The sequence below is a fragment of the Streptomyces sp. 891-h genome, assembly GCF_022760275.1.
In the GTDB taxonomy this organism is placed as follows: domain Bacteria; phylum Actinomycetota; class Actinomycetes; order Streptomycetales; family Streptomycetaceae; genus Streptomyces; species Streptomyces spirodelae.
Genome location: NZ_CP050693.1, coordinates 5,932,915 through 5,957,183, shown reverse-complemented (window position 1 = coordinate 5,957,183; position 24,269 = coordinate 5,932,915). Strand labels below are relative to the sequence as shown.

The 24,269-nt window shown below is 73.4% G+C and carries 19 protein-coding genes and 1 pseudogene; 7 read left to right on the top strand and 13 right to left on the bottom strand.

Going from position 1 to position 24,269, the window contains the following annotated elements:
• Positions 1-39 precede the first annotated feature (39 nt).
• From HC362_RS26135 to HC362_RS26125, 3 genes are all read left to right on the top strand, one after another.
• Positions 40-1,038: a glycerophosphodiester phosphodiesterase family protein gene (locus HC362_RS26135; protein ID WP_243086595.1), complete on the top strand. Its 999-nt coding sequence runs from the start codon at positions 40-42 to the stop codon at positions 1,036-1,038.
• A gap of 70 nt (positions 1,039-1,108) precedes the next feature.
• The gene (locus HC362_RS26130) at positions 1,109-1,699 is read left to right on the top strand and encodes a methylated-DNA--[protein]-cysteine S-methyltransferase (protein ID WP_243086594.1); all 591 of its coding nucleotides are present in this window, start codon (positions 1,109-1,111) and stop codon (positions 1,697-1,699) included.
• A gap of 221 nt (positions 1,700-1,920) precedes the next feature.
• Positions 1,921-3,258 carry an MFS transporter gene (locus HC362_RS26125; protein WP_243086593.1) on the top strand — a complete coding sequence of 446 codons (1,338 nt, stop codon included), beginning with the start codon at positions 1,921-1,923 and terminating at the stop codon, positions 3,256-3,258.
• An 82-nt stretch (positions 3,259-3,340) separates the two neighbouring features.
• Here HC362_RS26125 and HC362_RS26120 read toward each other — a convergent pair whose 3' ends face one another.
• From HC362_RS26120 to HC362_RS26095, 6 genes are all read right to left on the bottom strand, one after another.
• On the bottom strand, positions 3,341-4,123 hold the full coding sequence (locus HC362_RS26120) for a PIG-L deacetylase family protein (RefSeq protein ID WP_243086592.1): 783 nt from the start codon (positions 4,121-4,123) through the stop codon (positions 3,341-3,343).
• A 191-nt stretch (positions 4,124-4,314) separates the two neighbouring features.
• Complete coding sequence (locus tag HC362_RS26115) at positions 4,315-4,788, bottom strand: type II toxin-antitoxin system PemK/MazF family toxin (RefSeq protein WP_243086591.1); 474 nt, start codon at positions 4,786-4,788, stop codon at positions 4,315-4,317.
• 162 nt (positions 4,789-4,950) lie between these two features.
• Positions 4,951-5,712, bottom strand: a complete 762-nt coding sequence (locus HC362_RS26110) for a hypothetical protein (protein WP_243086590.1) — start codon at positions 5,710-5,712, stop codon at positions 4,951-4,953.
• Between the two features lie 548 nt (positions 5,713-6,260).
• The gene (locus HC362_RS26105) at positions 6,261-7,628 is read right to left on the bottom strand and encodes an SWIM zinc finger family protein (RefSeq protein ID WP_243086589.1); all 1,368 of its coding nucleotides are present in this window, start codon (positions 7,626-7,628) and stop codon (positions 6,261-6,263) included.
• Positions 7,625-10,672: a DEAD/DEAH box helicase gene (locus HC362_RS26100; RefSeq protein WP_243086588.1), complete on the bottom strand. Its 3,048-nt coding sequence runs from the start codon at positions 10,670-10,672 to the stop codon at positions 7,625-7,627. The genes HC362_RS26105 and HC362_RS26100 overlap by 4 nt, the downstream gene beginning before the upstream one ends.
• Before the next feature lie 197 nt (positions 10,673-10,869).
• Positions 10,870-11,265: a hypothetical protein gene (locus tag HC362_RS26095; RefSeq protein ID WP_243086587.1), complete on the bottom strand. Its 396-nt coding sequence runs from the start codon at positions 11,263-11,265 to the stop codon at positions 10,870-10,872.
• Between the two features lie 142 nt (positions 11,266-11,407).
• On the opposite strand from HC362_RS26095, the gene HC362_RS26090 reads away from it, so the two are divergent.
• Positions 11,408-12,718 (top strand): amidase, encoded by a 1,311-nt coding sequence (locus HC362_RS26090; protein WP_347568489.1) that lies wholly within the window; start codon positions 11,408-11,410, stop codon positions 12,716-12,718.
• A complete protein-coding gene (locus HC362_RS26085; protein WP_243086586.1) occupies positions 12,718-13,272 on the top strand; it encodes an HAD domain-containing protein in 555 nt (184 codons plus the stop codon). Before HC362_RS26090 ends, HC362_RS26085 begins: the two co-directional genes overlap by 1 nt.
• Positions 13,273-13,303: 31 nt before the next feature.
• Here HC362_RS26085 and HC362_RS26080 read toward each other — a convergent pair whose 3' ends face one another.
• The 4 genes from HC362_RS26080 to rpsA all read right to left on the bottom strand — a co-directional run bounded on the left by HC362_RS26080 (position 13,304) and on the right by rpsA (position 17,276).
• On the bottom strand, positions 13,304-13,750 hold the full coding sequence (locus HC362_RS26080; RefSeq protein ID WP_243086585.1) for a tetratricopeptide repeat protein: 447 nt from the start codon (positions 13,748-13,750) through the stop codon (positions 13,304-13,306).
• Positions 13,751-13,786: 36 nt separating this feature from the next.
• On the bottom strand, positions 13,787-14,383 hold the full coding sequence (coaE, locus tag HC362_RS26075) for a dephospho-CoA kinase (RefSeq protein WP_243086584.1): 597 nt from the start codon (positions 14,381-14,383) through the stop codon (positions 13,787-13,789).
• A gap of 37 nt (positions 14,384-14,420) precedes the next feature.
• Entirely contained in the window at positions 14,421-15,380 is a 960-nt protein-coding gene (locus tag HC362_RS26070) for a PAC2 family protein (RefSeq protein ID WP_243086583.1), read from the bottom strand.
• 375 nt (positions 15,381-15,755) lie between these two features.
• On the bottom strand, positions 15,756-17,276 hold the full coding sequence (gene rpsA, locus HC362_RS26065) for a 30S ribosomal protein S1 (protein ID WP_243086582.1): 1,521 nt from the start codon (positions 17,274-17,276) through the stop codon (positions 15,756-15,758).
• Positions 17,277-17,617: 341 nt separating this feature from the next.
• Between rpsA and HC362_RS26060 the strand changes: the two genes are divergently transcribed.
• Entirely contained in the window at positions 17,618-18,496 is an 879-nt protein-coding gene (locus HC362_RS26060; protein WP_243086581.1) for a class I SAM-dependent methyltransferase, read from the top strand.
• Positions 18,409-21,078, top strand: a pseudogene (gene hrpB / locus HC362_RS26055) (ATP-dependent helicase HrpB); the annotation flags it as partial. The gene HC362_RS26060 and the pseudogene hrpB, both read left to right, overlap by 88 nt.
• On the opposite strand, the gene HC362_RS26050 reads toward hrpB, so the two are convergent.
• The 3 genes from HC362_RS26050 to HC362_RS26040 form a co-directional block, all read right to left on the bottom strand.
• The gene (locus HC362_RS26050; RefSeq protein WP_243086580.1) at positions 20,982-22,103 is read right to left on the bottom strand and encodes a DUF3068 domain-containing protein; all 1,122 of its coding nucleotides are present in this window, start codon (positions 22,101-22,103) and stop codon (positions 20,982-20,984) included. The pseudogene hrpB and the gene HC362_RS26050 sit on opposite strands and share 97 nt — an antisense overlap.
• Before the next feature lie 18 nt (positions 22,104-22,121).
• Positions 22,122-22,256: an SPW_0924 family protein gene (locus tag HC362_RS26045; RefSeq protein ID WP_243086579.1), complete on the bottom strand. Its 135-nt coding sequence runs from the start codon at positions 22,254-22,256 to the stop codon at positions 22,122-22,124.
• Positions 22,257-22,440: 184 nt separating this feature from the next.
• A complete protein-coding gene (locus HC362_RS26040; protein WP_243086578.1) occupies positions 22,441-24,165 on the bottom strand; it encodes a lytic transglycosylase domain-containing protein in 1,725 nt (574 codons plus the stop codon).
• Positions 24,166-24,269: the final 104 nt, after the last annotated feature.

The window sequence follows — 24,269 nt, the reverse complement described above, 5'->3', positions numbered from 1 at the left end:
GTTTCCGCAGTCCGTGCAGGCACAAGCGAGGAGACCCGCATGTCGATACGCCCGCTGACCGCTACCGCAGCAGGGGCACTGCTGGGTATGAGCGCGCTCTTCCTCACCGCCGCGCCGACCGCCGCCGCCTCGGAACGCCCGGCGAGACAGATCCCGGAGCCGGGCGTAAACTTCCCCGGCTTCTCCGACCACGACCCCGACCCCGACCCCGATCTGCGGCCGCAGAGCGACGTGCGGAAGCCGCACCGGCCGCCCCTGACCGTGGCACACCGGGGAGCGTCGGCCTACGCGCCCGAGAACACCCTGGCCGCGGTGGACAAGGCACACGAGCTCGGCATCGACTGGGTCGAGAACGATGTGCAGCGCACCAAGGACGGCGAGCTGGTCGTCATCCACGACACCACGCTCTCACGCACCACCGATGTCGAGGACCGCTTCCCCGACCGCAGTCCGTGGAAGGTCTCCGACTTCACCCTCAAGGAGATAAAGACGCTGGACGCGGGCAGCTGGTTCGACCCGCGGTTCAAGGGCGAGAAGATCCCCACCCTGGGCGAGTACCTGGACCGCATCTCCCGGAACGGCCAGGAGCTCCTGCTGGAGCTGAAGTCGCCGTCGGCCTACCCCGGGATCGAGCAGGAGACCCTCGGCGAGCTGCGGCAGAAGGGCTGGCTGGACCGTCGGCACATCCGGAGCAGGCTGATCATCCAGAGCTTCGACAAGTCGTCGATCCAGGAGGTGCACCAGCAGAACCCCGAGGTGAAGACGGGCTTCCTGGGCACCCCGAAGGTCGCCGACCTGAAGGAGTACGCGAAATTCACCGACCAGATCAACCCCACGTACACGGACGCGACCAAGTCCTATGTGGACGCCGTGCACGCGCTCAAGGGTCCGCACCACAAGACGCTGGAGGTCTTCACCTGGACCGTGAACGACGCCGACACCGCCCGTAAGGTCGCGGACGCGGGTGTGGACGGCATCATCACCAACAAGCCGGACGTGATCAGCGGCGCCGTACAGCGGACGGCACGCGTCGGCTGATCCCTCCTCCCGCGAAGGCGCCGGCCGGCCGCCACCGGGCACTGTCAGTGGGGGCCTCTAGGGTGCCGATATGACTGACACCCCGGCGCGGCCGCCGGCCTGGACCCTGCGGGAGACGCCCATCGGGCCCCTGCTGCTCGCGGCCACGGAAAAGGGCCTGGTCAACGTCGTCTTCCACGCGGAAGGACGCACCGTCGACCGGGCTCTCGCCCGGCTCTCCGCCCGCCTCGGCGCCGAGCCGGAGCCCGCGGAGTCCCCACCCGCGCAGCCCCCGCCCGACGAGCAGGGCCCCGTGCCGACCGGCCACCTCGCCGCTGCCGTGGCGGCGCTCGACCGCTACTTCGGCGGCTCTCCCGGTCCCCTCACCGTCCCGCTGGACTGGTCGCTGTCGGGCGGTTTCAACGAGCGGGTGCTGCGCGCGCTGGCGGCCCAGGTGCCGTACGGGGCGACCGTCGGCTACGAGGATCTCGCGCGGCGCGTCGGCGAACCGGGCGCGGCCCGCGCTGTGGGCGTCGCCATGGGCTCCAACCCGCTGCCGGTCGTGGTGCCCTGCCACCGGGTGCTGGAGAGCTCCGGCGGGATAGGCGGCTTCGGGGGCGGCCTGGAGACCAAACGCGCCCTCCTCGCCCTCGAAGGCGTACTCCCCCAGCCCCTGTTCTGATCCGCCGCAGACGGTCCCCAAGTCCGTGGTGATGGCCGGGGCCGGGTGCCAGACTGCGCGACGTGACTGACATTCATGAAACGGCAGACGGTGGTGACACGCCGGGGGACATAGCGGCGGGGAGCACAGGGGGGACGGCGGGGAGAGCGGTGGAGAAGCCGGGGGAAACGGCGGCGGCGGGGAGGGCAGAAGAGTCGGCCGCCGGGCCGCGCGGAGAAGGCGTGCCCGGCAAGCTGCTCGCAGGGCACTCGGCGCCCGGCGGGATCGATCTGCCGGCCGCGCGACGGCGGGTGCAGCTGGCCCTGGTCATCAGCCAGATCCTCGGCGGCCTCGGGGTCTCCACGGCGGTGGCGCTGGCCGCCGTGCTGGCCGAGGAGGTGGGCGGCTCGGAGGCCGTGGCCGGTCTGGCGTCCACGTCCTCCGTCATCGGCACGGCGCTGCTGTCGCTGCCGTTCGCGGCGCTGATGGCGCGGCGCGGGCGGCGCGTCGGACTGACCTCCGCCTACGCGGTCGCCGCCGTCGGCGGGCTCGTCGTGGTGACCGGAGCCGCGATGCGCAACTTTCCGCTGCTGCTGGTCGGCATGGCCGCCTTCGGCGCCAGCAACACCGCCAACCTCCAGGCGCGCTTCGCCGCAGCCGACCTGGCCGAGCCGCTGCACCGGGCACGCGCCATCTCGACCGTGGTGTGGGCGACCACCATCGGCGCCGTGCTGGGACCGAACATCGCGGCGCCCGCGGGCAAGAGCGTGTCCGGCCTCGGCATACCGGAGGCGGCGGGGCCGTTCCTGTGGGGCACCGCCGTCTTCCTGGCGGCCGGCGCCGTGCTCCATCTGCTGCTGCGGCCCGACCCGCTGCTGACTGCCCGCGCGCTGGCACGCGCGGAGACCCCGGCAGCTGCAGAGGAGGCCCCCGCCGGTGCGGAGGGAGCCGCGCGAGGGGATCACGCGCCGAGCGCGAGCCAGAGCTCCGACAGTGAGCGCTCACTGCGGGCCGGGATACGCGCTGTGGCCGCCTCGGCGCCCGCCCGCGTCGCCCTGGTCTCGATAGCCGGCTCACACACCGTGATGGTCTCCGTCATGGTGATGACCCCCGTCGACCTGGGCGGACACGGCGCGGGCGTGGAACTGATCGGCCTGGTCATCAGCGGGCACATCACCGGGATGTACGCCTTCTCGCCCGTGATGGGCTGGCTCGCCGACCGGATCGGCCGGTTCAGCGTGATCCTGATCGGCGTGGCACTGCTGGGGTGCGCCACGGGACTGGCCGGGACGGCGGACGGGAACCATGTGCAGTCCGCCGTGGGGCTGTTCCTGCTGGGGCTCGGCTGGTCGGCGGGGCTGGTCTCCGGCTCCGCGCTGCTGACCGACTCGGTCCCCCAGCAGGCCCGCGCCGCTGTGCAGGGCTTCTCCGACCTGATCATGAACTCGGCCGCGGGCGTCGGCGGCGCCCTCTCCGGCCTCGTCGTCGCGCAGGCGGGCTACGGCTGGCTCAACCTGCTCGCCGCCGCGCTGCTGGTGCCGGTGGCCGCGGTGACGGTGGCCGTCGCCGCCCGGCGCTGAGCCGCCACCGTCTCTCCCCGCCGCGGCGGGGAGAGACCTGCCGGTGCACCACGGCCGTGGACGGGCACCGGGCACCGAGAGGTCAGCGGGCGTGGAGTTCGAAGGCGACCGAGCGGCGGCCGCCGTTCAGGTGACCGTAGCGGTCCAGGCCGCCGTAGACGACGGAGCGCGCGTACTCCTCGGGGTCCTGGTCGGTGAGCGCCTCGATATAGGCCCGGTGCTCCAGCAGTGAGGCAAGCCCCTTGCGGGCCGCCTCCTCCCCCACCTGCACGGCGTGCGTCACCTCCGGTGCGGCGGCGACGGCGACCCACCGCACCCCGCCCCAGGGCAGGACGCCGTCGCTCTCCAGCTGGTCGCTGAAGATCCAGCGATTGCCCGCGTCCCCCACGGCGTCGAGGACGGAGCGGCCCAGCGCCCGGTGGTCGGGGGTGTTCCAGGGGCTGCCGGGGCCGCCGCCCCAGGTGTCGTAGTGGTTGAGGGTGAGCACCAGTTCGGGCCGGTGCCGGCGGATCGCCGCCGCGATGTCCCTGCGCAGCGCCGGGCCCTCCTCCAGGACGCCGTCGCGATGGCCGAGGAACTCGACCTCGGAGACCCCCACGACCCCCGCGCTGGCGCGCTGTTCGGCCTCCCGGACGCGTGCGGCCTCGGCGGGGTCCATGGTGTCGATGCCCGCCTCGCCCCGGGTGGCGAGCACATAGACGACCTCCTTGCCCCGCGCCGTCCACTCGGCGACGGCGGCGGCAGCGCCGTACTCCAGGTCGTCCGGGTGTGCGACCACCGCCAGCGCCCTGGTCCAGTCCTCCGGCATCTCTGCCAACTGCGACACCGTGCCGTGCTCTTCCGTGCTCTGCGCCGTGGCCGTCATCCCGTTTTGCCCTTCGTTCGTGTGCGCCCCCGGTGGCGCTGGTCAACGATGCAACACCCGTGCTGCGGCGAACTGTTCCCACAGCACCGTTCAGCGTTCCAGCCCGGCGGTCCCGCCGCACGTCCGCGCGGCGTCCGGCGCGGCGCGCCGGGCCGACTCCCTGTGCCAGGACGGCTCCTTGCCAGGACGACTCAGTGCCACCCGTAGACCTGCTGCAAGCGGTGCACCACGGCGTTGAAGCGTGCGCGGTCCAGGGCGCACGCCTCGCGCCGCATACCGCCCGGGTGCACCCGCAGCACCCGATCGAGCCCCACCCATGACTCCCGCCCCTCCCGGTCCCAAGGGCCGGTACCCAGCGGCAGCCACTCCTGGTCGCCTTCCCTGGCCTTGGAGGTGAGCTGGACGGCCAGGCACGGTGACCGGTCGCTGTGTCCCTCCCGCGCGACGATCAGCACGGGCCGGTCCTTGCCGCGGCCGTCGGCCTCCTCGTAGGGCACCCAGGTCCATACGATCTCTCCCGGGTCGGGCTCACCGTCCGGGTCGGGCGCGTACCGCGTCCGCACGGTACCGACCGCGCGGGGATCGACCTCGACCGTCGCCGCCGCCCCGCCCCTGCCGGGAAAGCTCTCGTTCCGCTGGCCCCACTGGCCGACTGTCCCACTCATGAGCTCAAGCTATCGGCCGGTGAACGGCGTTGGTCCGCGGGGTCCGCAAGGCCGTTGAAGCGGGCGGGCGACGGCTCCGGAAACACCGACGGCGCCGCGCTCGGGGAGCGCGGCGCCGTGGGACAGAGGCGCGGCCGGCCGACGGACGGCCAGCCGGCGGTGTCACCCGTACGGGTTGTTGCGGGGGTCGGCGGGAGCGCCGCCCTGCTGGCCCGGGTTGCCGTAGTACGGGCCCGGCTGCTGGGGCGGGGCCGCCGGTGCGCCGGGGGCCTGCGGGTTGCCGTAGGGCTGGCCGGGCTGGGGCTGCTGCTGGGGCTGCTGGTAGCCGCCGGGGGCTTGCGGCTGGGCGTACGGCTGGCCCTGCGGCTGTGCGTACGGCTGCCCCTGCGGCTGACCCTGCGGGGGCTGCGGCTGGCCCTGCGGAGGCTGCGCCGCGTAGCCCTGCGGGGGCTGGGACGCCGGGGCGTACCCCTGCTGCGGCGCGTATCCCTGCGGGGCGCCCTGCGCACCCGGAGCGCCCCCCACGACGGCGAGCAGCTCCTCCAGCTCATTGCGCCACATGCGGTGGACGTTGATGCGCACCGGCTTGGCCTCGCCCGGCAGCGCCATGTAGTAGAAGCTCCACAGCGGGTTGAGCTGGATCTCACCGAAGACGGAGCGCGCCTGGTCGCGCGGGATCGCGTGCACGATTTCCTTCGGCCGCTGCGAGAAGCGGGACATCCGCTGCACCAACAGGGCCTGTTCGGTGACCGTGATGAAGTAGTACTTGATCAGAAACTGGCCGATCAGACCGAGGAAACCCACACTCAGCCACGGTGTCGGCCCTGCTACGGCTCCGACCGAGACCAGCGGCCGGTCTCCGGGCGCCTGTTGTGCAATGGCCTCGGCCACCTGCTTCTTCATCGTCGCCTTACGAAAGGCCATCGGACCGCTCCTCGCTCCGTTCGCCGTGCTGTACGGCGCTTTCTCTGCGTTCGGCGCAGAGTACTCGCCACAGGTGACGGAGCGCCCGGCTGGGGCGGCCGGCCGACGGCATCTGACGGGCATGAGCCAAGATTCGGGCCGGGACAGGTCAAAGAGCGGTCATCAGCAGTCAAACCCCGCCCACTCGACGCAGCCTCACCTTCCGGAAGGCGCAAAGGAGTTGGCGGGCGACGACGCCAGGGCGACCGAACCGCACACCGATACGCGCGGCAAGGCCGTGATGACAGTCACATCGGCGAGCGCACTCGCCCGGTCAGGCACCCTGCGCCTCCCGCTGGGCGACGCTCCCCTTCCGGAGCGGACGCGCGGGCCCGATGGCGCGGGCCCGATGGCGCGGGCCCGATGGCGCGGGCCCGATGGCGCGGGCCCGATGGCGCGGGCGCGGTGGCGCGGGCGCGGTGGCGCGGGCGCGGTGGCGCGGGCGCGGTGGCGCGGGCAGGCAGGTGCCGCGTTCCGCGTTCCGCGTTCCGGGTTGCGGGGAGTGCCGTTCACAGCTCGCGGAGTCCGGTGAGGGCCTGCACCGGGTCGGTCGCCGCGCGGCCCTCGGGCCACCAGTCGAGTGCGTCGGAAGGTGCGGACCCGTCCGGCGCCGCCCGGTAGGGGTACCAGCGGCCGTCCCGCCCGTAGCGGAGTTGGACGGGGCGGGTGGCGTGGGTGAGGTGGTTGCGGTGAATGGTCATCGCTATGCCCAGGGCTGCCAGGGAGCTGCGCCCGCGGTCGAAGTCGCCCGCGGGCGGGTCCCAGGCGGCCTCCAGCACCGCGAGCCCGGCCGCACCACCCTGCCGCCAGGCCGCCGCGGCCCGGGCCAGCTCCAGCGCGTCCCGGCCCGCCGACCGCGCCAGCGCCGCGAAGAGCGAGGAGAGGGTACGGCGTCCGGTCAGCCGCGGATGGGTGGCCGCGAGGCGGATGGTGTCGTGCCAGAGCGAGAGCTCGGCCAGCGGGTCGCCGTCTCCGTCCGCCGTGGCCGACGCGGCCGCCAGGGCACGCCGGGCCCGGGTGGCCGCGTCGGTCGCCAGAAAGGCGAGCGCGTCGGCGCTGGGCGCGCCGGGCAGCTCCGGGAACGGGCCCGGCTCGCCCGCCGCCTCCGGCAGCGGCAGCGGCTCGGGCAGCGGGGGCCGCACGGTGTTGGCGAAGACCTGCCCGGCGGGCAGGGTGCTGCTCAACTGCCGCTGGGCGGGCAGGGGGAGGGCGCCGCCCTCATCACCGTCCCCGCCGCTCCGGCTGCCCGAGGCAGCGTCCTGCTGTACGGCCTCCCTGCGTGTGCTCCTGCGTGTGCTCCTGCGTGCAATGTCCTCCCGCAGCTCCTCCGCCGCCCGGCCCCGCACCAGCAGCAGCGCCCACGGATCGGCGTCGAGCAGGCGGGCGGTCTCGTATCCGAGCGCTGCCGCGTGCTTGCAGGGATGCCCCTGGTCCGGACAGCTGCAGACCGGGACCAGCTCGTCCGCTTCCGGAAGGAGCCGCACGCCCGCCGATCCCGCCAGGGCCGCCACGCTGTGCGGTATCTCCCCGTCCAGCAGCGCCGCCGCGGCCGTGGGCCGGGCCGCGACCGCCGCCAGAATGGTGTCCCACTCCTCCTGGGGCAGCACGGGCAGCCGCCATTCGGCGCGGTAGGGACGGGCGCGGCTGCCGTGCACATACGCCGTGACGCGGCCGGGCCCCACCCGTACAGCGGCCACTCCCCCGGAGGCCCCGGGGGCTCCCCCGGAGGCCCCGGGGTCCGACTCGGCGTACGCGCGGCCCCGCTCCAGCCGGGCGGTGTCCCGTGCCGCGCCCTCCATCGCGCGCAGCCATGCGCCGCCCCAGCTCTCGTCGGTGCTGCCCGGTGCTCTCGTCCGGGGCCGTCCGCCGCCGGTCACGGCTGTCTCCGCAGCGCGACGAGATCGGCCAGCTCGGCGTCGGTCAGCTCCGTCAGCGCGGCCTCACCACCGCTCAGCACCGCGTCCGCCAACTGCTTCTTCGCGGCGAGCAGTTCGGCGATACGGTCCTCGATGGTGCCCTGAGCCAGCAGCCGGTGCACCTGTACGGGCCGGGTCTGGCCGATGCGGTAGGCGCGGTCGGTGGCCTGCTCCTCGACGGCCGGGTTCCACCAGCGGTCGTAGTGGACGACGTGCCCGGCCCGGGTCAGATTGAGGCCGGTGCCCGCCGCCTTGAGCGACAGCAGGAAGACGGGGACCTCACCGGACTGGAAGGCGTCCACCATCTCCTCCCGGCGCGCCACCGGCGTGCCCCCGTGCAGCAGTTGCGCGGGGACACGGCGCTCGGCCAGATGGGTCTGGAGCAGCCGCGCCATCTCCACGTACTGCGTGAACACCAGCGCCGAGTCGCCCTCCGCCAGGATCGTGCCCAGCAGTTCGTCCAGCAGACCCAGCTTGCCGGAGCGGCCGGTGAGCCGCCCGTCCGGTCCCTCGCGCAGATACTGCGCCGGGTGGTTGCAGATCTGTTTGAGCGAGGTCAGCAGCATCATCACCAGGCCGCGCCGCTCGATGCCCTCCGTCGCCTCGATCCGCGCCATGCTCTCGCGCACCGCCGCCTCGTACAGCGACGCCTGCTCCCTGCTGAGCTCGACCGTGTGGTCGGTCTCCGTCTTGGGCGGCAGCTCGGGGACGATGCCCGGGTCGGACTTCTTACGGCGCAGCAGGAAGGGCCGTACGAGCCGTGCCAGCCGCTCCGTCGCCTCCGGGTCCTCGCCGCCCTCGACGGCCCGCGCGTGCCGGGCGCGGAAGGTCTTGAGCGGGCCGAGCAGTCCCGGAGTCGTCCAGTCGAGCAGCGCCCACAGCTCCGAGAGGTTGTTCTCGACGGGGGTGCCGGTCAGGGCGATCCGGGCGGCGGCCGGGAGCCCGCGCAGGGCACGTGCCGTGGCGGAGTAGGCGTTCTTGACGTGCTGGGCCTCGTCCGCGACCACCAGCCCCCACGCCTGAGCGGCGAGCTGCTCCGCGCTGCTGCGGAGCGTGCCGTACGTCGTCAGCACGAACCCCGCCTCGCGCCCCGTGTCCGAGCCCGCGCTCCGGGCCGCCTCCTGCCGTGCGCTCGCGCTGTCCTCGCCCAGTCCCTCCAGGGTGCGGCCGGGCCCGTGGAAGCGGCGTACGGGAACACCGGGCGCGAACCGGGCCAGCTCCCGTTGCCAGTTGCCCAGCAGTGACGCCGGGCAGACCACCAGCGTGGGCGCTGTCTCGCCCTGCTCGGCACGGCGCAGGTGGAGCGCGATGAGCGTGACGGTCTTGCCCAGCCCCATGTCGTCGGCCAGGCAGCCGCCGAGCCCCAGCGAGGTCATCGACTCCAGCCAGGCGAGCCCTTGACGCTGGTAGCCCCGCAGCCGGGCGTGCAGCCGGGCGGGCGGGGCCGCCTCCTCGGCCGCGGGCCCTGCCGCGCCGCTGAGTCTGTCCCGCAGCGCCGCCAGCGCGCCCTCCGGCACCGCCTCGACCAGTTCGCCGTCCACCTCGGCCTCGCCCGAGAGGGCGGCGGCCAGCGCGTCGCCGGGCGAGAGCAGCCCCAGATGCCGCTTGCGCGCCTTGCGCACCAGCTCCGGATCGACCAGCACCCACTGGTCACGCAGCCGCACCAGCGGCCGGTGCGCCTCTGCCAGTTCGTCCATCTCGCCGTCGGTGAGGGGGTCGCCGTCGAGCGCCAACTGCCAGCGGAATTCCAGGAGCTGTTGTTCCTTGAAGAAGCCGAACCCGTCGGCGGCCGAACCAGGTGCCTGCGGGCTCGGCCGCACCACCGCCGTCGCGCTCAGCAGCTCGCGGGCCAGCGCGCGCGGCCAGTGCACGGCCACGTCGGCGGCGGCCAGCTCCCGGGCCGTACGCCCCAGCAGGTCGTTCAGCTCCTCCTCCGTCAGCGGGAGCACATCGGGTGCGGGCCGCTCCAGCAGCCGGCCGAGCGGCGGCCAGACGCGTGCGGCGCGGCGCACCGCCAGCACGGTGTCGACCCTGGCGCGGGGCCCGAGATACTCCGCCTCGCCCTGCCACAGCGTCGCGACGTCCGCGACGAGCGTGGCGTCGGCCGCGCTCGTCGCCTGGACGACCGCCGCCGCGACATACGGCTCGGCGGGCGCGGCTTCGTCCTGGGCCGGGGCTGAATCCGGGGTCGAATCCGGGACCGAGTCCGGGGCGGAAGTCGGCTCAGCGTCCGGTCCGCCGTCGAAGATCCGGTCCGCCGACAGGTCGAGACGGAGGGAGATCCGGATTCCGGCCTCCGTACCCGCCGCCACCTCGGCCGCCCACTCCCGCAGCCGTGGATACTGCTCCGACAGCCGCTGGGGCTCCCGGGCCGCGAACGCCGGTCCCGTGGCGGCGGGCCCGGCAGGCGTACGGGGCAGCACATCGGCGACCGCGTCCAGGAAGGCCCTCACCAGCCCTTCCGGCTCCGGAACCCGGACCGGACCGGCAGTCGGCCGCCGGGACCCGGCCTCGGCCGACTGCCCCTCACGGGCACCGCCAAGCCCGTCCCCGCCCGGCCGCGCGGGCACCGCGTGGGCCTCCGGGGGCATGGCGGCGGCGACGGCGGTCAGCTGGGCCACTTCCTCGGCGTCGAGCGGACCGGCCCGCCACACGTCCGTGTCCCCCTCGCCCACCCCCGGCATCAGGCGGCCGCGGGCGACCAGCCGCAGCCCGAGCAGCGCCGCCGCGCCCCAACAGGCAGCGGCCGGGTGCGCGCTCCCGTCCGTCCGCGCCCTCATCAGAACGGGCAGCGCCTCCCGCACCGGCATCCAGCGCGCCGCCACGGCTTGCCGCCGCACGGCCTTCCCGCGCGGGCGCACCACGGTGAGCTCTCCGGGCTCCCCCGCCTCGGGAAGCTCACCGCCGTCCTCCCGCCAGAACGCCACTCTCCCCTGGCGGGGCACCTCTCCCGGCAGAAACACCACGGCACACCGCAGGAGGTCCGCACCACTCCCTGACCCCATAGCCGCACCGCTTCCCGCACTCCTGACTGCAACCTCGCCGGCGAGTCTATGAGCGCCCACTGACAGTCCCCCCGACGATCAAGAGACCTGCTGGTCAGCCCGTGCTCAGCAGGGAAACCGGCGGAGCTCGGCCGGGACGGCACGGCAACGACAGCTCTCGGCGAGGGGCTGGCTGGGAGGGCGGCAGCCCGTGGTGGTCAGCCGAAGGTGATGCCGCCGTGGATGTCGCGGGCCTGGACGACGGGGCCGTGGACCTGGGCGTCACCGGACACCGTGTTGTGGACCTCGGAGTGCTCGGCACGCAGCGCGGGCGCGTGCCGTTCGGCCCATCCGCGCAGCAGGGCCGCGAACTCCTCGTCCGCCCGGGCCTGCTGGGCGAGCCAGCCGGTCAGGACGCGTACCTGCTCGCCGTCCGCCGGATCGACGGCGGTCAGCTCTCCCGCGCCGGGCCGGCTGTCCGGACGTCGACCGCCCACTCGCCTCACAAGTGACAGCAGAGACTCCCAGGCGGACTGCCCGGCAGCGCCGGCAGCACCGCCCGCGGCGGCCGTCGCGGCGGTGGAGACGAGAGTGAGGGCGGCGTCAACGTCCATACGGCATACGGTAGGTCGCCCACAGGCAGCCCCGCCAGACCGCACCCGGTTGTACCGTTTCCACAGCAGACGAGACCTCGAACGCGCGAGCGTGCGCGGCACGGCTCGGACGGCGGGGTTGGACGGCGGGGGGAGAAACGGGATGAGCCCGGTGCGGGGGAACAGCCTGGCCGCGCACGCGTCGCCAGGTCGCGAAACCCTGGGCCCCGCCGCGTACAGCCGTCTGTCGGCGGGCGAGATCGCCAGGGGAGTGACAGCGGGTCGCCTGACCGCGCGCGAGGTGACGGCGGCTGCCCTGGCCCGGATCGCGGAAGTCGACGAGTCGATACGGGCGTTCACCGAGGTATGGCCCGGGCGCGCCGCGGAACACGCGGCAGCCGTCGACCGCGCTGTCCGGGCGGGCGGGCGACTGCCGCTCGCCGGAGTGCCGCTGGCGGTCAAGGCCACCCAGCGCCTCTCGGCACCGCCGCTCGCCCGGCTGCTGGCGGCGGGCTGCATACCGATGGGTGCTACGGCGACGCCCGGCGCGGGCACCGAGTGGCAGACGTGGGGCGCCACCGACCGGGGCCCCACCAGAAACCCCCACGACCCCGACCGGTCTCCGGGCGGCTCGTCCGCCGGCTCCGCCGCCGCCGTGGCCGCGGGGATGGTGCCGCTCGCCACCGGGAGCGACGGCGCGGGCTCCATCCGGATCCCGGCCGCGTGGTGCGGGGTCCTCGGCGTGAAGCCGACGGGCGGCCTGCTGCCCCCACGGGACCGCTCCTGCGGTGGCGCCAGGCGGAGCGTGCCCGGGCCGCTGGCTCGTACGGCAGCCGATGCCGCCGCCTTTCTCGCCGTGCTCACCGGCACCGCCGTACCGCCGCCGACGCCTCCGGCGCACCCGCTGCGCACGGCGTGGTCGGAGACGTTGGGCTTCGCCGAGACGCGCCAGCCGGTCGCGGCGACGGCGCGGGCGTTTCTCGACCTCCTGGTCCGAACCGGTGCCCTCGCCCCGAGTTCCCTGTCCGTCCGGCTGCCGGACCCGGCCGACTGCTGGTTCTCGCTCCGCGACGACCTGCGGAAGGCGTCGCGAGAGACACCCCAAGAAATACGCCAGGGGGCACCCCAGGAGGCACTGCAGGAGGCACGCCCCGGGCCCGCTGTCCGCACGGCAGCCGCCCTCGCCACCGAACTCGACCAGGTCTTCGCCGAGGTGGATCTGCTCGCCACCCCCACCACCCCCAATCCACCGCACGGCCACGACGGGCCGGGAGACACCATGAGCACCGCCCTCACCTGGGCGTTCAACATCACGGGGCACCCGGCGATCAGCGTCCCGGCGGGCCTGACCGCCACCGGTGAACCGGTCGGCCTGCACCTCGTGGCCCCGCACGGCCGGGAAGCCGATCTGCTGGCCGTCGCGGCGGCAGCCGAAACCACGACAGCAGCCGAAACCGCGCCGGGGGCTCCCTGATGGCCGCCCACCCGCCGCAGCGCCCGCTGCTCATGCTGGACGTCGACGGTCCGCTCAACCCCTTCGCGGCGCGCGGGCTACGCCGTCCGCGCGGCTACCGCACCCACCGGATGCTGCCGCCCAGCTACGTGGCGCGGCGGGAGGCGGCCGGGCGCCCGGTGGGGCCGCTGCGCGTACGGCTGAACGCGGCTCACGGGGAGCGGCTGCTGGGGCTGGGCTACGAGCTGGTCTGGGCGACGACCTGGGCAGCCGAGGCGAACGAGTACATCGCTCCGCTGCTGGGGCTGCCACGGCTGCCCGTCGTCGAGTGGCCCGAGGACCTCGTGCCGGAGTCGGACGGGCTGCTGTTCAAGACCCGGCATGTGGTGGCGTGGGCCGCCGGGCGGCCGTTCGCCTGGGTGGACGACGCGCTGACGGCGAGGGAGCGCCGGTTCGTGAGCGCCCACCACCCGGGGCCCGCTCTCCTCCACCATGTGGACCCCAGGCGGGGGCTGCGCGAGGACGACTTCGCCACGCTCGCCCGCTGGGCCGGGCAGTGCGCGAAGGAGCAGTGACCAATACCGAGCAGTGACCAGTACCCGTCGCTCAGTTGCCGAGATCCGTCGCACCGGGCTCGGGCGGCTCGAAGTTGTCGAACCCCGCGGCCTCCACGAAGTCCGGCCGCGGGTTGAGCGCTGCGGCGAGCTTGAAGTGGGCCCGGGCCTCGTCGTCCCGGGAGGACCGCTGCAGGGTGCGGGCCAGCGCGAAGTGCGCGAACGCGTTGTCGGGCTCGCGCTCCAGCACCCACTGGAACTCCTGCTCGGCCGACTGGAGCCGGGCCTCAAGGAAGTAGGCACGCGCGCGCAGCAGCCGTGCGCCCCGGTGCTCGGGGTGTTCTTCGATCACATTGTCCAGGAGGTTGACCGCGCCGCGTGCGTCGCGGGCTTCCAGGAGCTGCTCCGCCGCGCGGAACTGGATGAGGTTCGTCTCGGGGCTCGTCACAGCACTGCCCTTCCTTCGGCTCTCGCCTCGGCACAACGTCGGGCTGTCCATGACCATTCCCTCAGGCCCTCGAGGCATCCCCGGGGATCAGCCGTGCAGTTCCTCCCACACCTCGCGGACCCGGGGGGCCAGCTTCTCCAGCGGACCGTCGTTGTCGATCACGATGTCCGCGACCGCGAGACGCTCCTGCCGGCCGGCCTGCGCGGCCATCCGGGCGCGCGCCTCCTCCTCGGTCATACCGCGCAGCCGTACGAGCCGGTCGAGCTGGGTCTCGGGGCTGGCGTCCACGACCACGACCCGGTCGTAGAGCGGGGCGAGCCCGTTCTCCACCAGCAGCGGCACATCGTGGACGACGACAGCGTCCGCGTCGGCCTCCAGCGCCCTGCGTTCCAGCTCCGCCGAGCGCTCCCCCACCCTTGGGTGGACGATCGCGTTCAGCGCGGCCAGCCGGTCGGGGTCGGCGAAGACGAGCGAGCCGAGCCGCGGCCGGTCGAGGCTGCCGTCCGGCGCCAGGATCTCCGCACCGAACTCGGCGACGACCTCGGCCAGCCCCGGCGTCCCGGGCGCCACCACTTCCCGTGCGATCCGGTCCGCGTCGACGACGACTGCTCCGCACTCGGCGAACAGCCGCGACACCTCGCTCTTGCCCGCGCCGATCCCACCCGTCAGACCTACCTTCACCATGCGGCACACGGTATCCGGTGCTCCGGGCCGCGCCGAGTCAGTCCTGGCGGCCGCGGTCGCCGTCGGGGCCGGGGCCCTGCTGGCCCTCCCGGTCGGCGAGGAACTGCTCGAAGACGGCGCCCAGCTCCTCGGCCGAGGGCAGCTCGGCGGGCTCGGCCACCAGGTTGCCGCGGGTCTCGGCGCCCGCCACCGCGTCGTACTGCTGTTCAAGGCCGCGGACGACCGAGACCAGTTCTTCGTCCCCCTCGGCCAGCTGCCGCTCGATCTCGTTCTGCGTCCGCAGCGCCTCCGTACGCAGCGCGTGCGCGACCTGAGGGAGGACCAGGCCCGTCGCGGAGGTGATCGCCTCGGTGACGACCAGCGCGGCGTCGGGGTAGGTGGAACGCGAGATGTAGTGCGGCACATGGGCGACGATGCCCAGGACGTCGTGGCCGCTCTCGGCCAGCCGGAGCTCGGCCAGTGCCGCAGCGCTGCCGGGAACCTGCGCCTCGTCGAAGACGGAACCCTGCGCCGGAACCAGATCGGTGCGGTTGCCGTGCGGGGTGAGTCCCACCGGGCGGGTGTGCGGGACCCCCATCGGGATGCCGTGGAAGGTGACGGACAACCGGGCGCGGACCCGTTCCACGACCTCGCCGAGGGCCGCCGTGAAACCCTCCCACTCGTTGTCCGGTTCGGGGCCGGACAGCAGCAGGAACGGGGCGTCCGTCGCGTCCCGCATCAGCCGCAGCTCCAGCCGGGGCGTCTCGTACGCCACCCAGCGGTCACGCCGGAACGTCATCATCGGGCGGCGCGCGCGGTAGTCGAGCAGGCGGTCCACGTCGAAGCGCGCCACGGTGATGTAGGGCTGGGTCTCCAGCAGCCGCTCCACGATCTGCTCGCCGGTGTCTCCAGCGTCCATGAAGCCCTCGAAGTGGTACAGCATCACCAGGCCGGCACTGTCCGGTTCCCCGACGATCGCGTCGACAGCGTCGAGGCCGGCCTGATCCCACGCGTACATAGCTTCTCGCCGCTTGTGTGCCATGCCTCTCTCAACGCCGCCGCCTCACAAGGCATTCCCTCCCACTGAGGGGCTGCCGCCCCTCCGGCGGTGCCGGCACCATTTCCGCCGCGCCGGCGGTCGGCCCGAACGACGGCAATGGGTGCGGCCGAACGGGCGGAGCCTGGGGTCGGCTCGGCACCGCCGGACACGCCGTGGGGGTGCGCCGCCGTCGCGGCGGGAGGGGGATGGCGGCAGACAAAGGGGCGGCGGGCAAGGCGCGGCGGCCGTGGGAAGGGCCCGCAATGGACCCACAAAGGACCCCTGAAAGGGGCGAGGCCCGCACCCTCAAGGGGTGCGGGCCTCGATTTCGGCTTGCGCCTCAGCGGCGAGCGTTCAGCTCTGGCCGCCGGCCAGCTTCTCGCGGAGCGCGGCGAGCGCCTCGTCGGAGGCCAGCGCGCCCGAGTCCTCGTCCGAGCCCTCGGACGAGTAGGAGCCGCCGCCCTGGCCGCCGCCACCGCCGCCCTGCTGGGCACCGGCGCCGCCGCCGGTGGCACCCTCGGCCGCGGCCTGCTCGTCGGCCTCGCGGGACTTGATGACCTGCGCCTGGTGCTGCTCGAAGCGGGCCTGCGCCTCGGCGTACTGGCGCTCCCACTCCTCGCGCTGCTTCTCGTAGCCGGGCAGCCAGTCGTTGGCCTCCGGGTCGAAGCCCTCGGGGTAGATGTAGTTGCCCTGGTCGTCGTAGGACGCGGCCATGCCGTAGAGCGTCGGGTCGAACTCGACCGCGGTCGGGTCCGCGCCGAAGGACTCGTTGGCCTGCTTCAGCGAGAGGCTGATGCGGCGGCGCTCCAGGTCGATGTCGATGACCTTGACGAAGATCTCGTCGTTGACCTGGACGACCTGCTCCGGGATCTCCACGTGGCGCTCGGCCAGCTCGGAGATGTGGACCAGACCCTCGATGCCCTCGTCGACGCGGACGAACGCACCGAACGGCACCAGCTTGGTGACCTTGCCGGGGACGACCTGGCCGATCTGGTGGGTCCGGGCGAACTGCTGCCACGGGTCTTCCTGGGTCGCCTTGAGCGACAGGGAGACGCGCTCGCGGTCCATGTCGACGTCCAGGACCTCGACCGTGACCTCCTGGCCGACCTCGACGACCTCGGAGGGGTGGTCGATGTGCTTCCAGGACAGCTCGGAGACGTGAACCAGACCGTCGACGCCGCCCAGGTCCACGAAGGCGCCGAAGTTGACGATGGAGGAGACGACGCCGGAGCGCACCTGGCCCTTCTGGAGGGTGGTGAGGAAGGTCTGGCGGACCTCGCTCTGGGTCTGCTCCAGCCAGGCGCGACGGGAGAGGACCACGTTGTTGCGGTTCTTGTCCAGCTCGATGATCTTGGCCTCGAGCTCCTTGCCGACGTACGGCTGGAGGTCGCGCACCCGGCGCATCTCGACCAGGGAGGCCGGGAGGAAGCCGCGCAGGCCGATGTCGAGGATGAGGCCGCCCTTGACGACCTCGATGACGGTACCGGTGACGATCCCGTCCTCTTCCTTGATCTTCTCGATGGTGCCCCAGGCGCGCTCGTACTGGGCGCGCTTCTTCGAGAGGATCAGGCGCCCTTCCTTGTCCTCCTTCTGGAGAACCAGGGCCTCGATCTCGTCACCGACGGCGACGACCTCGTTGGGGTCGACGTCGTGCTTGATCGACAGCTCTCGGGAAGGGATGACACCTTCGGTCTTGTAACCGATGTCGAGCAGGACCTCGTCCCGGTCGACCTTCACGATGACGCCGTCGACGATGTCGCCGTCGTTGAAGTACTTGATCGTCTCGTCGATCGCGGCGAGGAAGGCTTCCTCGGAACCGATGTCGTTGACCGCAACCTGCGGGGTGGTGGCGGAAGTCTCGGTGCTGCTCGTCATGTGGGAAAGGGTCTCCGGTACGGACATGAAGTCGTAGGTACTGCTACGCCGAGGACCCTTTGATCGCACCACATGCAAGTCAGCCGGAGAGCCTGGAAAGCCGGGAACCCGAGGGGACATACAGCCGATGCGAGCGCGGCCTGCTCCGTCCGAGGCACGCAGGCCCGCAGCGCAACTTGTAGCATACGGGGGCCGCTGGGCATGGTCAATGCGCGAAAGAGCACACCTGGGATGCAACACCCCATAACCGGCAGAACTCGCCGCTCCGCGCAGCCAGATGGCCCTCCGCCCGGGGTCCTCGACCGAGAGTACGGCTAACCGAGAGTACGGCTACTGGCGCAATGGAACAACAGCACGAGGTCGACAGGGGTGTCCCTCCCCTGACACACGGTGATCACCAGGGCGATCCGGACGACGGCGACGCCGTGCGGCGGCCGGCCGGGGGCCGGGAGAGCAGCCGGGCCAGCCGCGGCTGGTGGGACCGGAACGCCGACGAGTACCAGAACGACCACGGTGACTTCCTCGGCGACGCCCGCTTCGTCTGGGGCCCGGAGGGTCTGGACGAGTCCACCGCGTGTCTGCTCGGGCCCGCGGAGCAGCTGCGCGGCCTGGATGTACTGGAGGTGGGCGCGGGAGCCGCGCAGTGCTCCCGTTGGCTGGCCGCGCGGGGTGCGCGGCCCGTCGCCCTCGACCTCTCCCACCGGCAGCTCCAGCACGCGCTGCGGATAGGCGACGGACAGGGCGGCGAGCCGGGGTTCCCGCTGGTCGAGGCGGACGCGCGGGCGCTGCCCTTCGCGGACGGCTCCTTCGACCTCGCCTGCTCGGCGTACGGCGCGATCCCCTTCGTGGCCGATCCCGAACGGGTGTTCGCGGAAGTGGCGCGGGTGCTGCGCCCGGGCGGCCGGTGGGTGTTCTCACTGACCCACCCGCTGCGGTGGGCCCTGGCGGACGAGCCAGGACCCGAGGGACTGACCGTCCTCGCCTCCTACTTCGACCGCACGCCGTACGTGGAGCAGGACGCCGCGGGCCGCACGGTGTATGTGGAGCACCACCGCACGCTGGGTGACCGGGTACGGGAGCTGGCCGGTGCCGGCTTCCGGCTCGACGACCTGGTCGAACCGGAGTGGCCGGAATGGAACCAGCAGGTGTGGGGCGGCTGGTCCCCGCTGCGCGGACGGCTGATCCCGGGCACCGCGATCTTCGTCTGCACGCGCACGTGAGCGTCGCCGTGAGCATCGCCGCGCGTCATGACGAACAGCTGAACCGGCTCCCCATCGCCGAGGCCGTCCCCCGGTTGCGCGAAGCGCTCGCCGAGTGCGGCGCTGCCGTCGTGCACGCCCCGCCGGGCACCGGCAAGACGACGCTGCTGCCGCTCGCCCTGGCCGGGCTGTACGGCGACGGCGCGCCCTCGGGCACCGTCCTGGTGGCCGAGCCACGCCGGATGGCGGCGCGCTCGGCGGCACGCCGGATGGCGTGGCTGCTGGGCGAGAAACCCGGCGACAGCGTCGGCTTCACCGTGCGCGGCGAGCGCCGCGTCAGCGCCCGTACCCGCGTGGAGGTCGTCACCACGGGTGTGCTGCTGCAGCGCCTCCAGCGGGACCAGGAGCTGTCCGGCGTGGATGTCGTACTGATGGACGAGTGCCACGAGCGCCATCTGGACGCCGATACGGCGCTGGCGTTCCTGCTGGACGTACGGGCCACGCTCCGGCCCGAGCTGCGGCTGATCGCCGCTTCGGCGACGCAGGACAGCCAGGCGTGGGCGCGGCTGCTCTCGGCGCGTGTCGTACCCGGACGGGGGACAAGCCACCCGGTCGACATCCGGTACGCGCCGCCGCCCGCGGGGGTGCGTCCGCCGCACGGCATGTGGGTGGACCCGGCGCTGCTGCGGCATGTGGCGGCGACCGTCCGGCAGGCGCTGACCGCCGTACCGGAGGGCGATGTGCTCTGCTTCCTGCCCGGCGTCGGCGAGATCACCCGGGTGGCGGGGCTGCTCTCCGACGTCCCCGCGCGTGTCCTGCCGCTGCACGGCCGGGCGCCGGCGCGGGTGCAGGACGAAGTGCTGAGCGGGAGCCCCGGCGCCGGGCGCGGCGAGCGGCGGGTGATCCTCTCGACCGCGGTGGCCGAGTCGAGCCTGACCGTGCCCGGGGTGCGGGTGGTGGTGGACGCCGGACTGGCCCGCGAGCCCCGTACGGACCACGCGCGCGGTCTGGGCTCGCTCACCACCGTCCGCGTCTCACGCGCGGCGGCCGAGCAGCGCCGCGGCCGTGCGGGGCGCGAGGCGCCGGGGGTCGCCTACGCGTGCTGGGCTCGGGGCGAGGAAGCGGGACGGCCGCGGGAGCCGTCCCCCGAGATCGCGGTGGCCGACCTGACCGCGTTCGCACTGCAGGCCGCCTGCTGGGGAGATCCGGACGCGGCGCGGCTCGCTTTGCTGGACGCGCCGCCCGCGGGTGCGATGAGCGCGGCGCGGAGCACGCTGCGTGCGCTCGGCGCGCTGGACGAGGCGGGCCGGGTGACCGCGCGTGGACAGCGGATGGCCCGCCTGGGCGTGCATCCGAGGCTGGCACGCGCCCTGCTGGACGGCGCAGCGGCGGTCGGCAGCGAACTGGCGTGCGAGACGGTGGCGCTGCTGAGCGAGGAGCCGCCGCGTGCATACGGGGACGACGCCCTGGAGGCTCTGCGGCGGGCACGGGCGGCGCGCCGGGACGATCCGTACGGCGCCCGCTGGGCTGCCGAGGTGCGGCGGCTGCGGTCGCTGCTGGGCGGGGACAGCGAAAAGGACGGGAACGGCGGGAACGGCGACAGCGGCAAGGGCAAGGCGCGGACGCGCCGCGTCACCGACGAGCAGGGTGTCGGTCAGGTGGTCGCGCTGGCACAGCCGGAGCGGGTGGCGCGCGCACAGAGCGGGACCTCGTATCTGCTGGTCGGCGGCCCACGCGCCGAACTGCCCGTGGACAGTCCGCTGCGCGGCACGCCGTGGCTCGCCGTCGCCGTGGCCGACCGGCCGGTGGGCGCCGCCTCGGCCCGGGTGCGGCTGGCGGCGCCGATCGACGAGGAGAGGGCCCTCGCGGCGGCGAGCGCGCTGCACGACGTACGCGAAGAGGTGCGCTGGGACGCGGGGCAGGGCCAGGGCGGGGACGTGGTGGCGCGTGAGGTGGAGTCCCTGGGCGCCGTACAGCTGTCGGTACGCCCGCTGACGAATCCGCCGCCCGAGGCGCTGCGCCAGGCCGCGCTGGAAGGGCTGCGGCGCGCCGGAACGGGTCTGCTGCGGTGGTCCGAGGGTGCCGTGGCGCTGCGGCACCGGCTCGCCTTCCTCCACCGGACGCTGGGTGCGCCCTGGCCCGACGTCGGTGAGGAGGCGCTGCTGGAGGGGGCCGACGAGTGGCTGGGGCCGGTGCGGTCCCGGGCGGACCTGGCGCGGATGGACGCCTGGCAGGTGCTGTCGGGGATGCTGCCGTGGGCCTCCGGCGAGGCGGCGCGCCTGGACGAGCTGGCCCCGGAGCGGATCGAGGTGCCGTCCGGGTCACGCGTCCGGGTCGACTACGAGCCGGACCAGCCGGTGCTGGCCGTCAAGCTCCAGGAGATGTTCGGGGCGCGGGAGACACCGCGGGTGGCGGACGGGCGGGTTCCGGTGCTCCTGCATCTGCTCTCCCCCGCCGGGCGGCCGGCCGCCGTGACCGCCGATCTCGCGTCCTTCTGGGCGGACGGCTACCGCGGTGTGCGGGCGGAGCTGCGGGGGCGGTACCCCAAGCACCCATGGCCCGAGGACCCGGCGTCGGCCGAGCCCACCCGGCGCACGAAGAGCCCGAGGAGCCCTCGCGTCTCGTGAGGTGGTGCCCCTGCTCGTCGTCGTGGGCCACGGGGTCGTCGTGGTCGAACGCGCAGTTCCCCGAGCCTTTGCCGGGCGCGGGCTTCGAGGACCAGCGAGGCCGCGAGCAGGAGGCCGCCGAGGGCGAGGAAGCCCCAGGGGAGATAGCTGGTCATCATCAGCACGAGCTGCCGCTGTGAGGAGACCAGGTCCACCGTCGCGTCCTGGAAGTCGGGCCGCATCTTCACATGCCCGGCGAAGGCGGTGAGCGGCTTCTTGCCGGGCTGGTCCTTCCAGCGCATCTCCTCCTTGTGGATCTCCTGACCGTCGACGGGAGCTCCGGTGACCGGCTCGACCCAGAACATCCGCTTGGTGGTGTACCACCGCTCCAGGCCGATCTGTTCGACGGTCTCGGGAGTGGCGCCCAGCGGCAGCTTCTTGGGCACCTTCACCTTGGTCCAGGGGATGGTCTGCTCGAAGTAGTAGGTCTCGATGCCGCGTACGGTGCGGGTGCCCTTGTAGTGGATGGGCGCCGAGGTGCGGGTCTGGAAGTCGAAGTACGCGTAGTCGCGCTTCTCGGTGAGGAAGGGCCACTTGTACTCGATGCCCTGGCGGCGTACCGGGTCGCCGTCGACATGTTCGCCGCCCGCGTGCACGGGCTCCTGGGAGTGGGCGTCGAAGACATAGCGCTCGGGGATCTGCGAGACCATCTTCCCCTTGTCGTCGGCCACATAGCTGAGGGTGTCCCAGACGACGACGTCGCGGCCGGTGCGGTCCTTGATCTTCTCGGCGGCCGCCACATTGCCCTTGAGGGTCTGCACGATGCTGACCTTGGGCACCTTCTTCGACTTCATGGTGGCGTAGTCGAGGAGGGTGGCGTTCTTCGCCTCCAGGACCATGTCCTGGTACTGGCTGGGCGGGATCTTCGCCAGGCGCGGGAAGGCGTACCAGCGGATCAGGGGCGAGAGCGCGGCGAAGAACACCGCGAAGGCCAGGAGGACCAGGCTCGCTCTCCTGCGCATGCTGCCTCCTGCCTGCTGCTAGGGGTGCGCGGGGACGGTGGTGCGCAGCGGTTTCTCGGAGGTCTCACCGGGCGGGGCGCCGATCGCGGTGACCGCGAGGACGAGCGCGAGCGCGGCGGCCAGTCCGACCCCGGCGGCGATGAGGGCACGCATGCGCCGGCTTCACCTCTTCTCGGTGGCACTTCAGCTGACGCCCCGTCAATTCTGCGGTCGTACCGTAGCAACGCGCGCGTGGGGTGGGAACCGTGCGTCGCTGATTCCGGGCCGGGAAGGCCGGCCCCGCACAGAGCACCGCCCCCGGCGCTTCGGCGCCGGGGGCGGTGGAGAGCCGTCGCGCTCAGCCCTTGATGGTGAGCGTCACCTCGAGGGTGGCGCCGCCGTCGGCCTTGAGCGTGAGCGTGTAGGTGCCGGGCTGGTCGTCGGCGAAGAGGTCGGGCAGCTTGACGATGCCCCGGCTGTCCGTCTCGAGCCCCGCGAGGCTGCGGACGGGGTTACCCTTTGCGTCCTTGAAGTACGGGCCCTTGTCCGTGTCGTCCAGCGTGGCCGTCAAGGGGGTGTTCGCGACCGCCTTGCCCTTGCGGGTGGCCTTGACCTCCACGGCCTGGGCGAACTTCGTGTTCTCGGCGGCCTCCAGCACCGCATCGCTGGTGCGGGTCAGCTTGTCGGCCTGCGGCGCGGTGACCGAGGCGGCGAAGTCGACGGTGCCCAGGTCCTTGCCCGGGGCCGTCGCGCGCACGGTGAAGGAGCCCGCCTTTCCGCCCGCGTCCAGGGTGGGCGCCGTGGCGACACCGTCCGCGCCGGTGGTGACGTCCACTGTCCTGACGCCGCCCTCGAACCTCGCTTCGGTGTCGCCGCGGATCTCGAAGCGGACCTTGACGCCCTTGACGCCCTTGCCCTTGGAGGTCTCGGCCTTGACCGCGGGGCGCGCCACGAACTTCTCGCCGGCCATCGCGGTGAACTTTCCGGCGCCGACCCGCTCGATGGCGTGCGGCTTCGTCGGCTCCGGGCTGGGGCCGGGCTTGTCGGGGCCGCCGGGGTTGCCGCCCCCGCCGGGGCCGCCGCCCGGGTTGCCGGGCCTGCTCGGCTTGCTCGGCTTGCTCGGCTTGTGCGGCTTGTCGTGGCCGTTGCCGCCCTTGCCGGGACTCTTTCCGCCGCGCTCCGGCGCCCTCTTGTCCGAGCCGCCGGGCTCGCCCACGCCGGGCGTGGTGGGCAGCACCGACAGCTCGCGGTCCGGCACCGAGTGGGTGCCCTTGCGGTAGAACTCGTACCAGGCCAGCACGGTGCGCAGGTAGTCGCTCGAGTTGTTGTAGCTGAGGATGGCCCGGTCCAGGTCCGCGTCCGACGACAGATCACGGCCGCCCGCGCACAGGTAGTCGCCCGCCGCGAGTGCCGCGTCATGGATGTTGTCGGGGTCCTTGCGGCCGTCGCCGTTGCCGTCGGCGCCCCAGCGGTTCCAGGTGCCGGGGATGAACTGCAGCGGGCCGACCGCCCGGTCGTAGCTGGTGTCGCCGTCCCACTTGCCCCCGTCGGTGTCCTTGATACTGGCGAAGCCCTGGCCGTTGAGGACCGGGCCGAGGATGGGCCGCAGCGTCGTGCCGTCCTTGTCGACGGCGCCGCCGCGCGCGTGGCCCGACTCGACCTTGCCGATGCCCGCCAGCAGCTCCCAGCGCAGGCCGCAGCCGGGCGTGCGGGAGGCCAGCGACTCGGCGGCCTTCTTGTAGGCGGCCAGCACCGAGGCGGGTATACCGGACTTGTCGCCGGTACCGCCGGGCTCGGAGGTACCGGGCGGGCGCGGGGACTCCAGCGGCGGCAGCTCCGTCTCGTAGCTGTCGTCACCGGGTGCCGGGTCGCTCGCGGCGTCCGAGCGGCCCTTGCCGTGGTCGCCGCCGAGTTCCACACCGGGCGCCTGGGAGGCGGTCAGCGCCGCCATGACGACGGCCGCGATCGCTGTACCGCCCAGGCCCCTGCGGTATCTGCTGCTGCGAAGCCCGCCGCGGCGTCGGTGTCCCGCCGCTGTGGTGGCCGCCCGCTGCGCGGCGTGCCTGCCCCGGTTTCGCGCCATAGGTCAGTCCCCGTCCTCTCCCCTTCGGACGCAATCACCGTGACCTTACGGCAGAGTCAGCCCCCAAGTCAGCGGCTCTCGGACACTTCGGAGGCTTCTGACCC

Bases quoted from the DNA above. Each gene is read 5' to 3' on its own strand.
- coaE (WP_243086584.1), bottom strand. From the start codon at position 14,383: ATGGTGAAGGTAGGTCTGACGGGTGGGATCGGCGCGGGCAAGAGCGAG.
- HC362_RS26115 (WP_243086591.1), bottom strand. From the start codon at position 4,788: ATGAGTGGGACAGTCGGCCAGTGGGGCCAGCGGAACGAGAGCTTTCCC.
- HC362_RS26110 (WP_243086590.1), bottom strand. From the start codon at position 5,712: ATGGCCTTTCGTAAGGCGACGATGAAGAAGCAGGTGGCCGAGGCCATT.
- HC362_RS26070 (WP_243086583.1), bottom strand. From the start codon at position 15,380: ATGTACGCGTGGGATCAGGCCGGCCTCGACGCTGTCGACGCGATCGTC.
- HC362_RS26040 (WP_243086578.1), bottom strand. From the start codon at position 24,165: ATGGCGCGAAACCGGGGCAGGCACGCCGCGCAGCGGGCGGCCACCACA.
- HC362_RS26100 (WP_243086588.1), bottom strand. From the start codon at position 10,672: ATGGGGTCAGGGAGTGGTGCGGACCTCCTGCGGTGTGCCGTGGTGTTT.
- HC362_RS26085 (WP_243086586.1), top strand. From the start codon at position 12,718: ATGGCCGCCCACCCGCCGCAGCGCCCGCTGCTCATGCTGGACGTCGAC.
- HC362_RS26060 (WP_243086581.1), top strand. From the start codon at position 17,618: ATGGAACAACAGCACGAGGTCGACAGGGGTGTCCCTCCCCTGACACAC.
- rpsA (WP_243086582.1), bottom strand. From the start codon at position 17,276: ATGACGAGCAGCACCGAGACTTCCGCCACCACCCCGCAGGTTGCGGTC.
- HC362_RS26120 (WP_243086592.1), bottom strand. From the start codon at position 4,123: ATGACGGCCACGGCGCAGAGCACGGAAGAGCACGGCACGGTGTCGCAG.
- HC362_RS26080 (WP_243086585.1), bottom strand. From the start codon at position 13,750: ATGGACAGCCCGACGTTGTGCCGAGGCGAGAGCCGAAGGAAGGGCAGT.
- HC362_RS26050 (WP_243086580.1), bottom strand. From the start codon at position 22,103: ATGCGCAGGAGAGCGAGCCTGGTCCTCCTGGCCTTCGCGGTGTTCTTC.
- HC362_RS26130 (WP_243086594.1), top strand. From the start codon at position 1,109: ATGACTGACACCCCGGCGCGGCCGCCGGCCTGGACCCTGCGGGAGACG.
- HC362_RS26095 (WP_243086587.1), bottom strand. From the start codon at position 11,265: ATGGACGTTGACGCCGCCCTCACTCTCGTCTCCACCGCCGCGACGGCC.
- HC362_RS26090 (WP_347568489.1), top strand. From the start codon at position 11,408: ATGAGCCCGGTGCGGGGGAACAGCCTGGCCGCGCACGCGTCGCCAGGT.
- HC362_RS26135 (WP_243086595.1), top strand. From the start codon at position 40: ATGTCGATACGCCCGCTGACCGCTACCGCAGCAGGGGCACTGCTGGGT.
- HC362_RS26045 (WP_243086579.1), bottom strand. From the start codon at position 22,256: ATGCGTGCCCTCATCGCCGCCGGGGTCGGACTGGCCGCCGCGCTCGCG.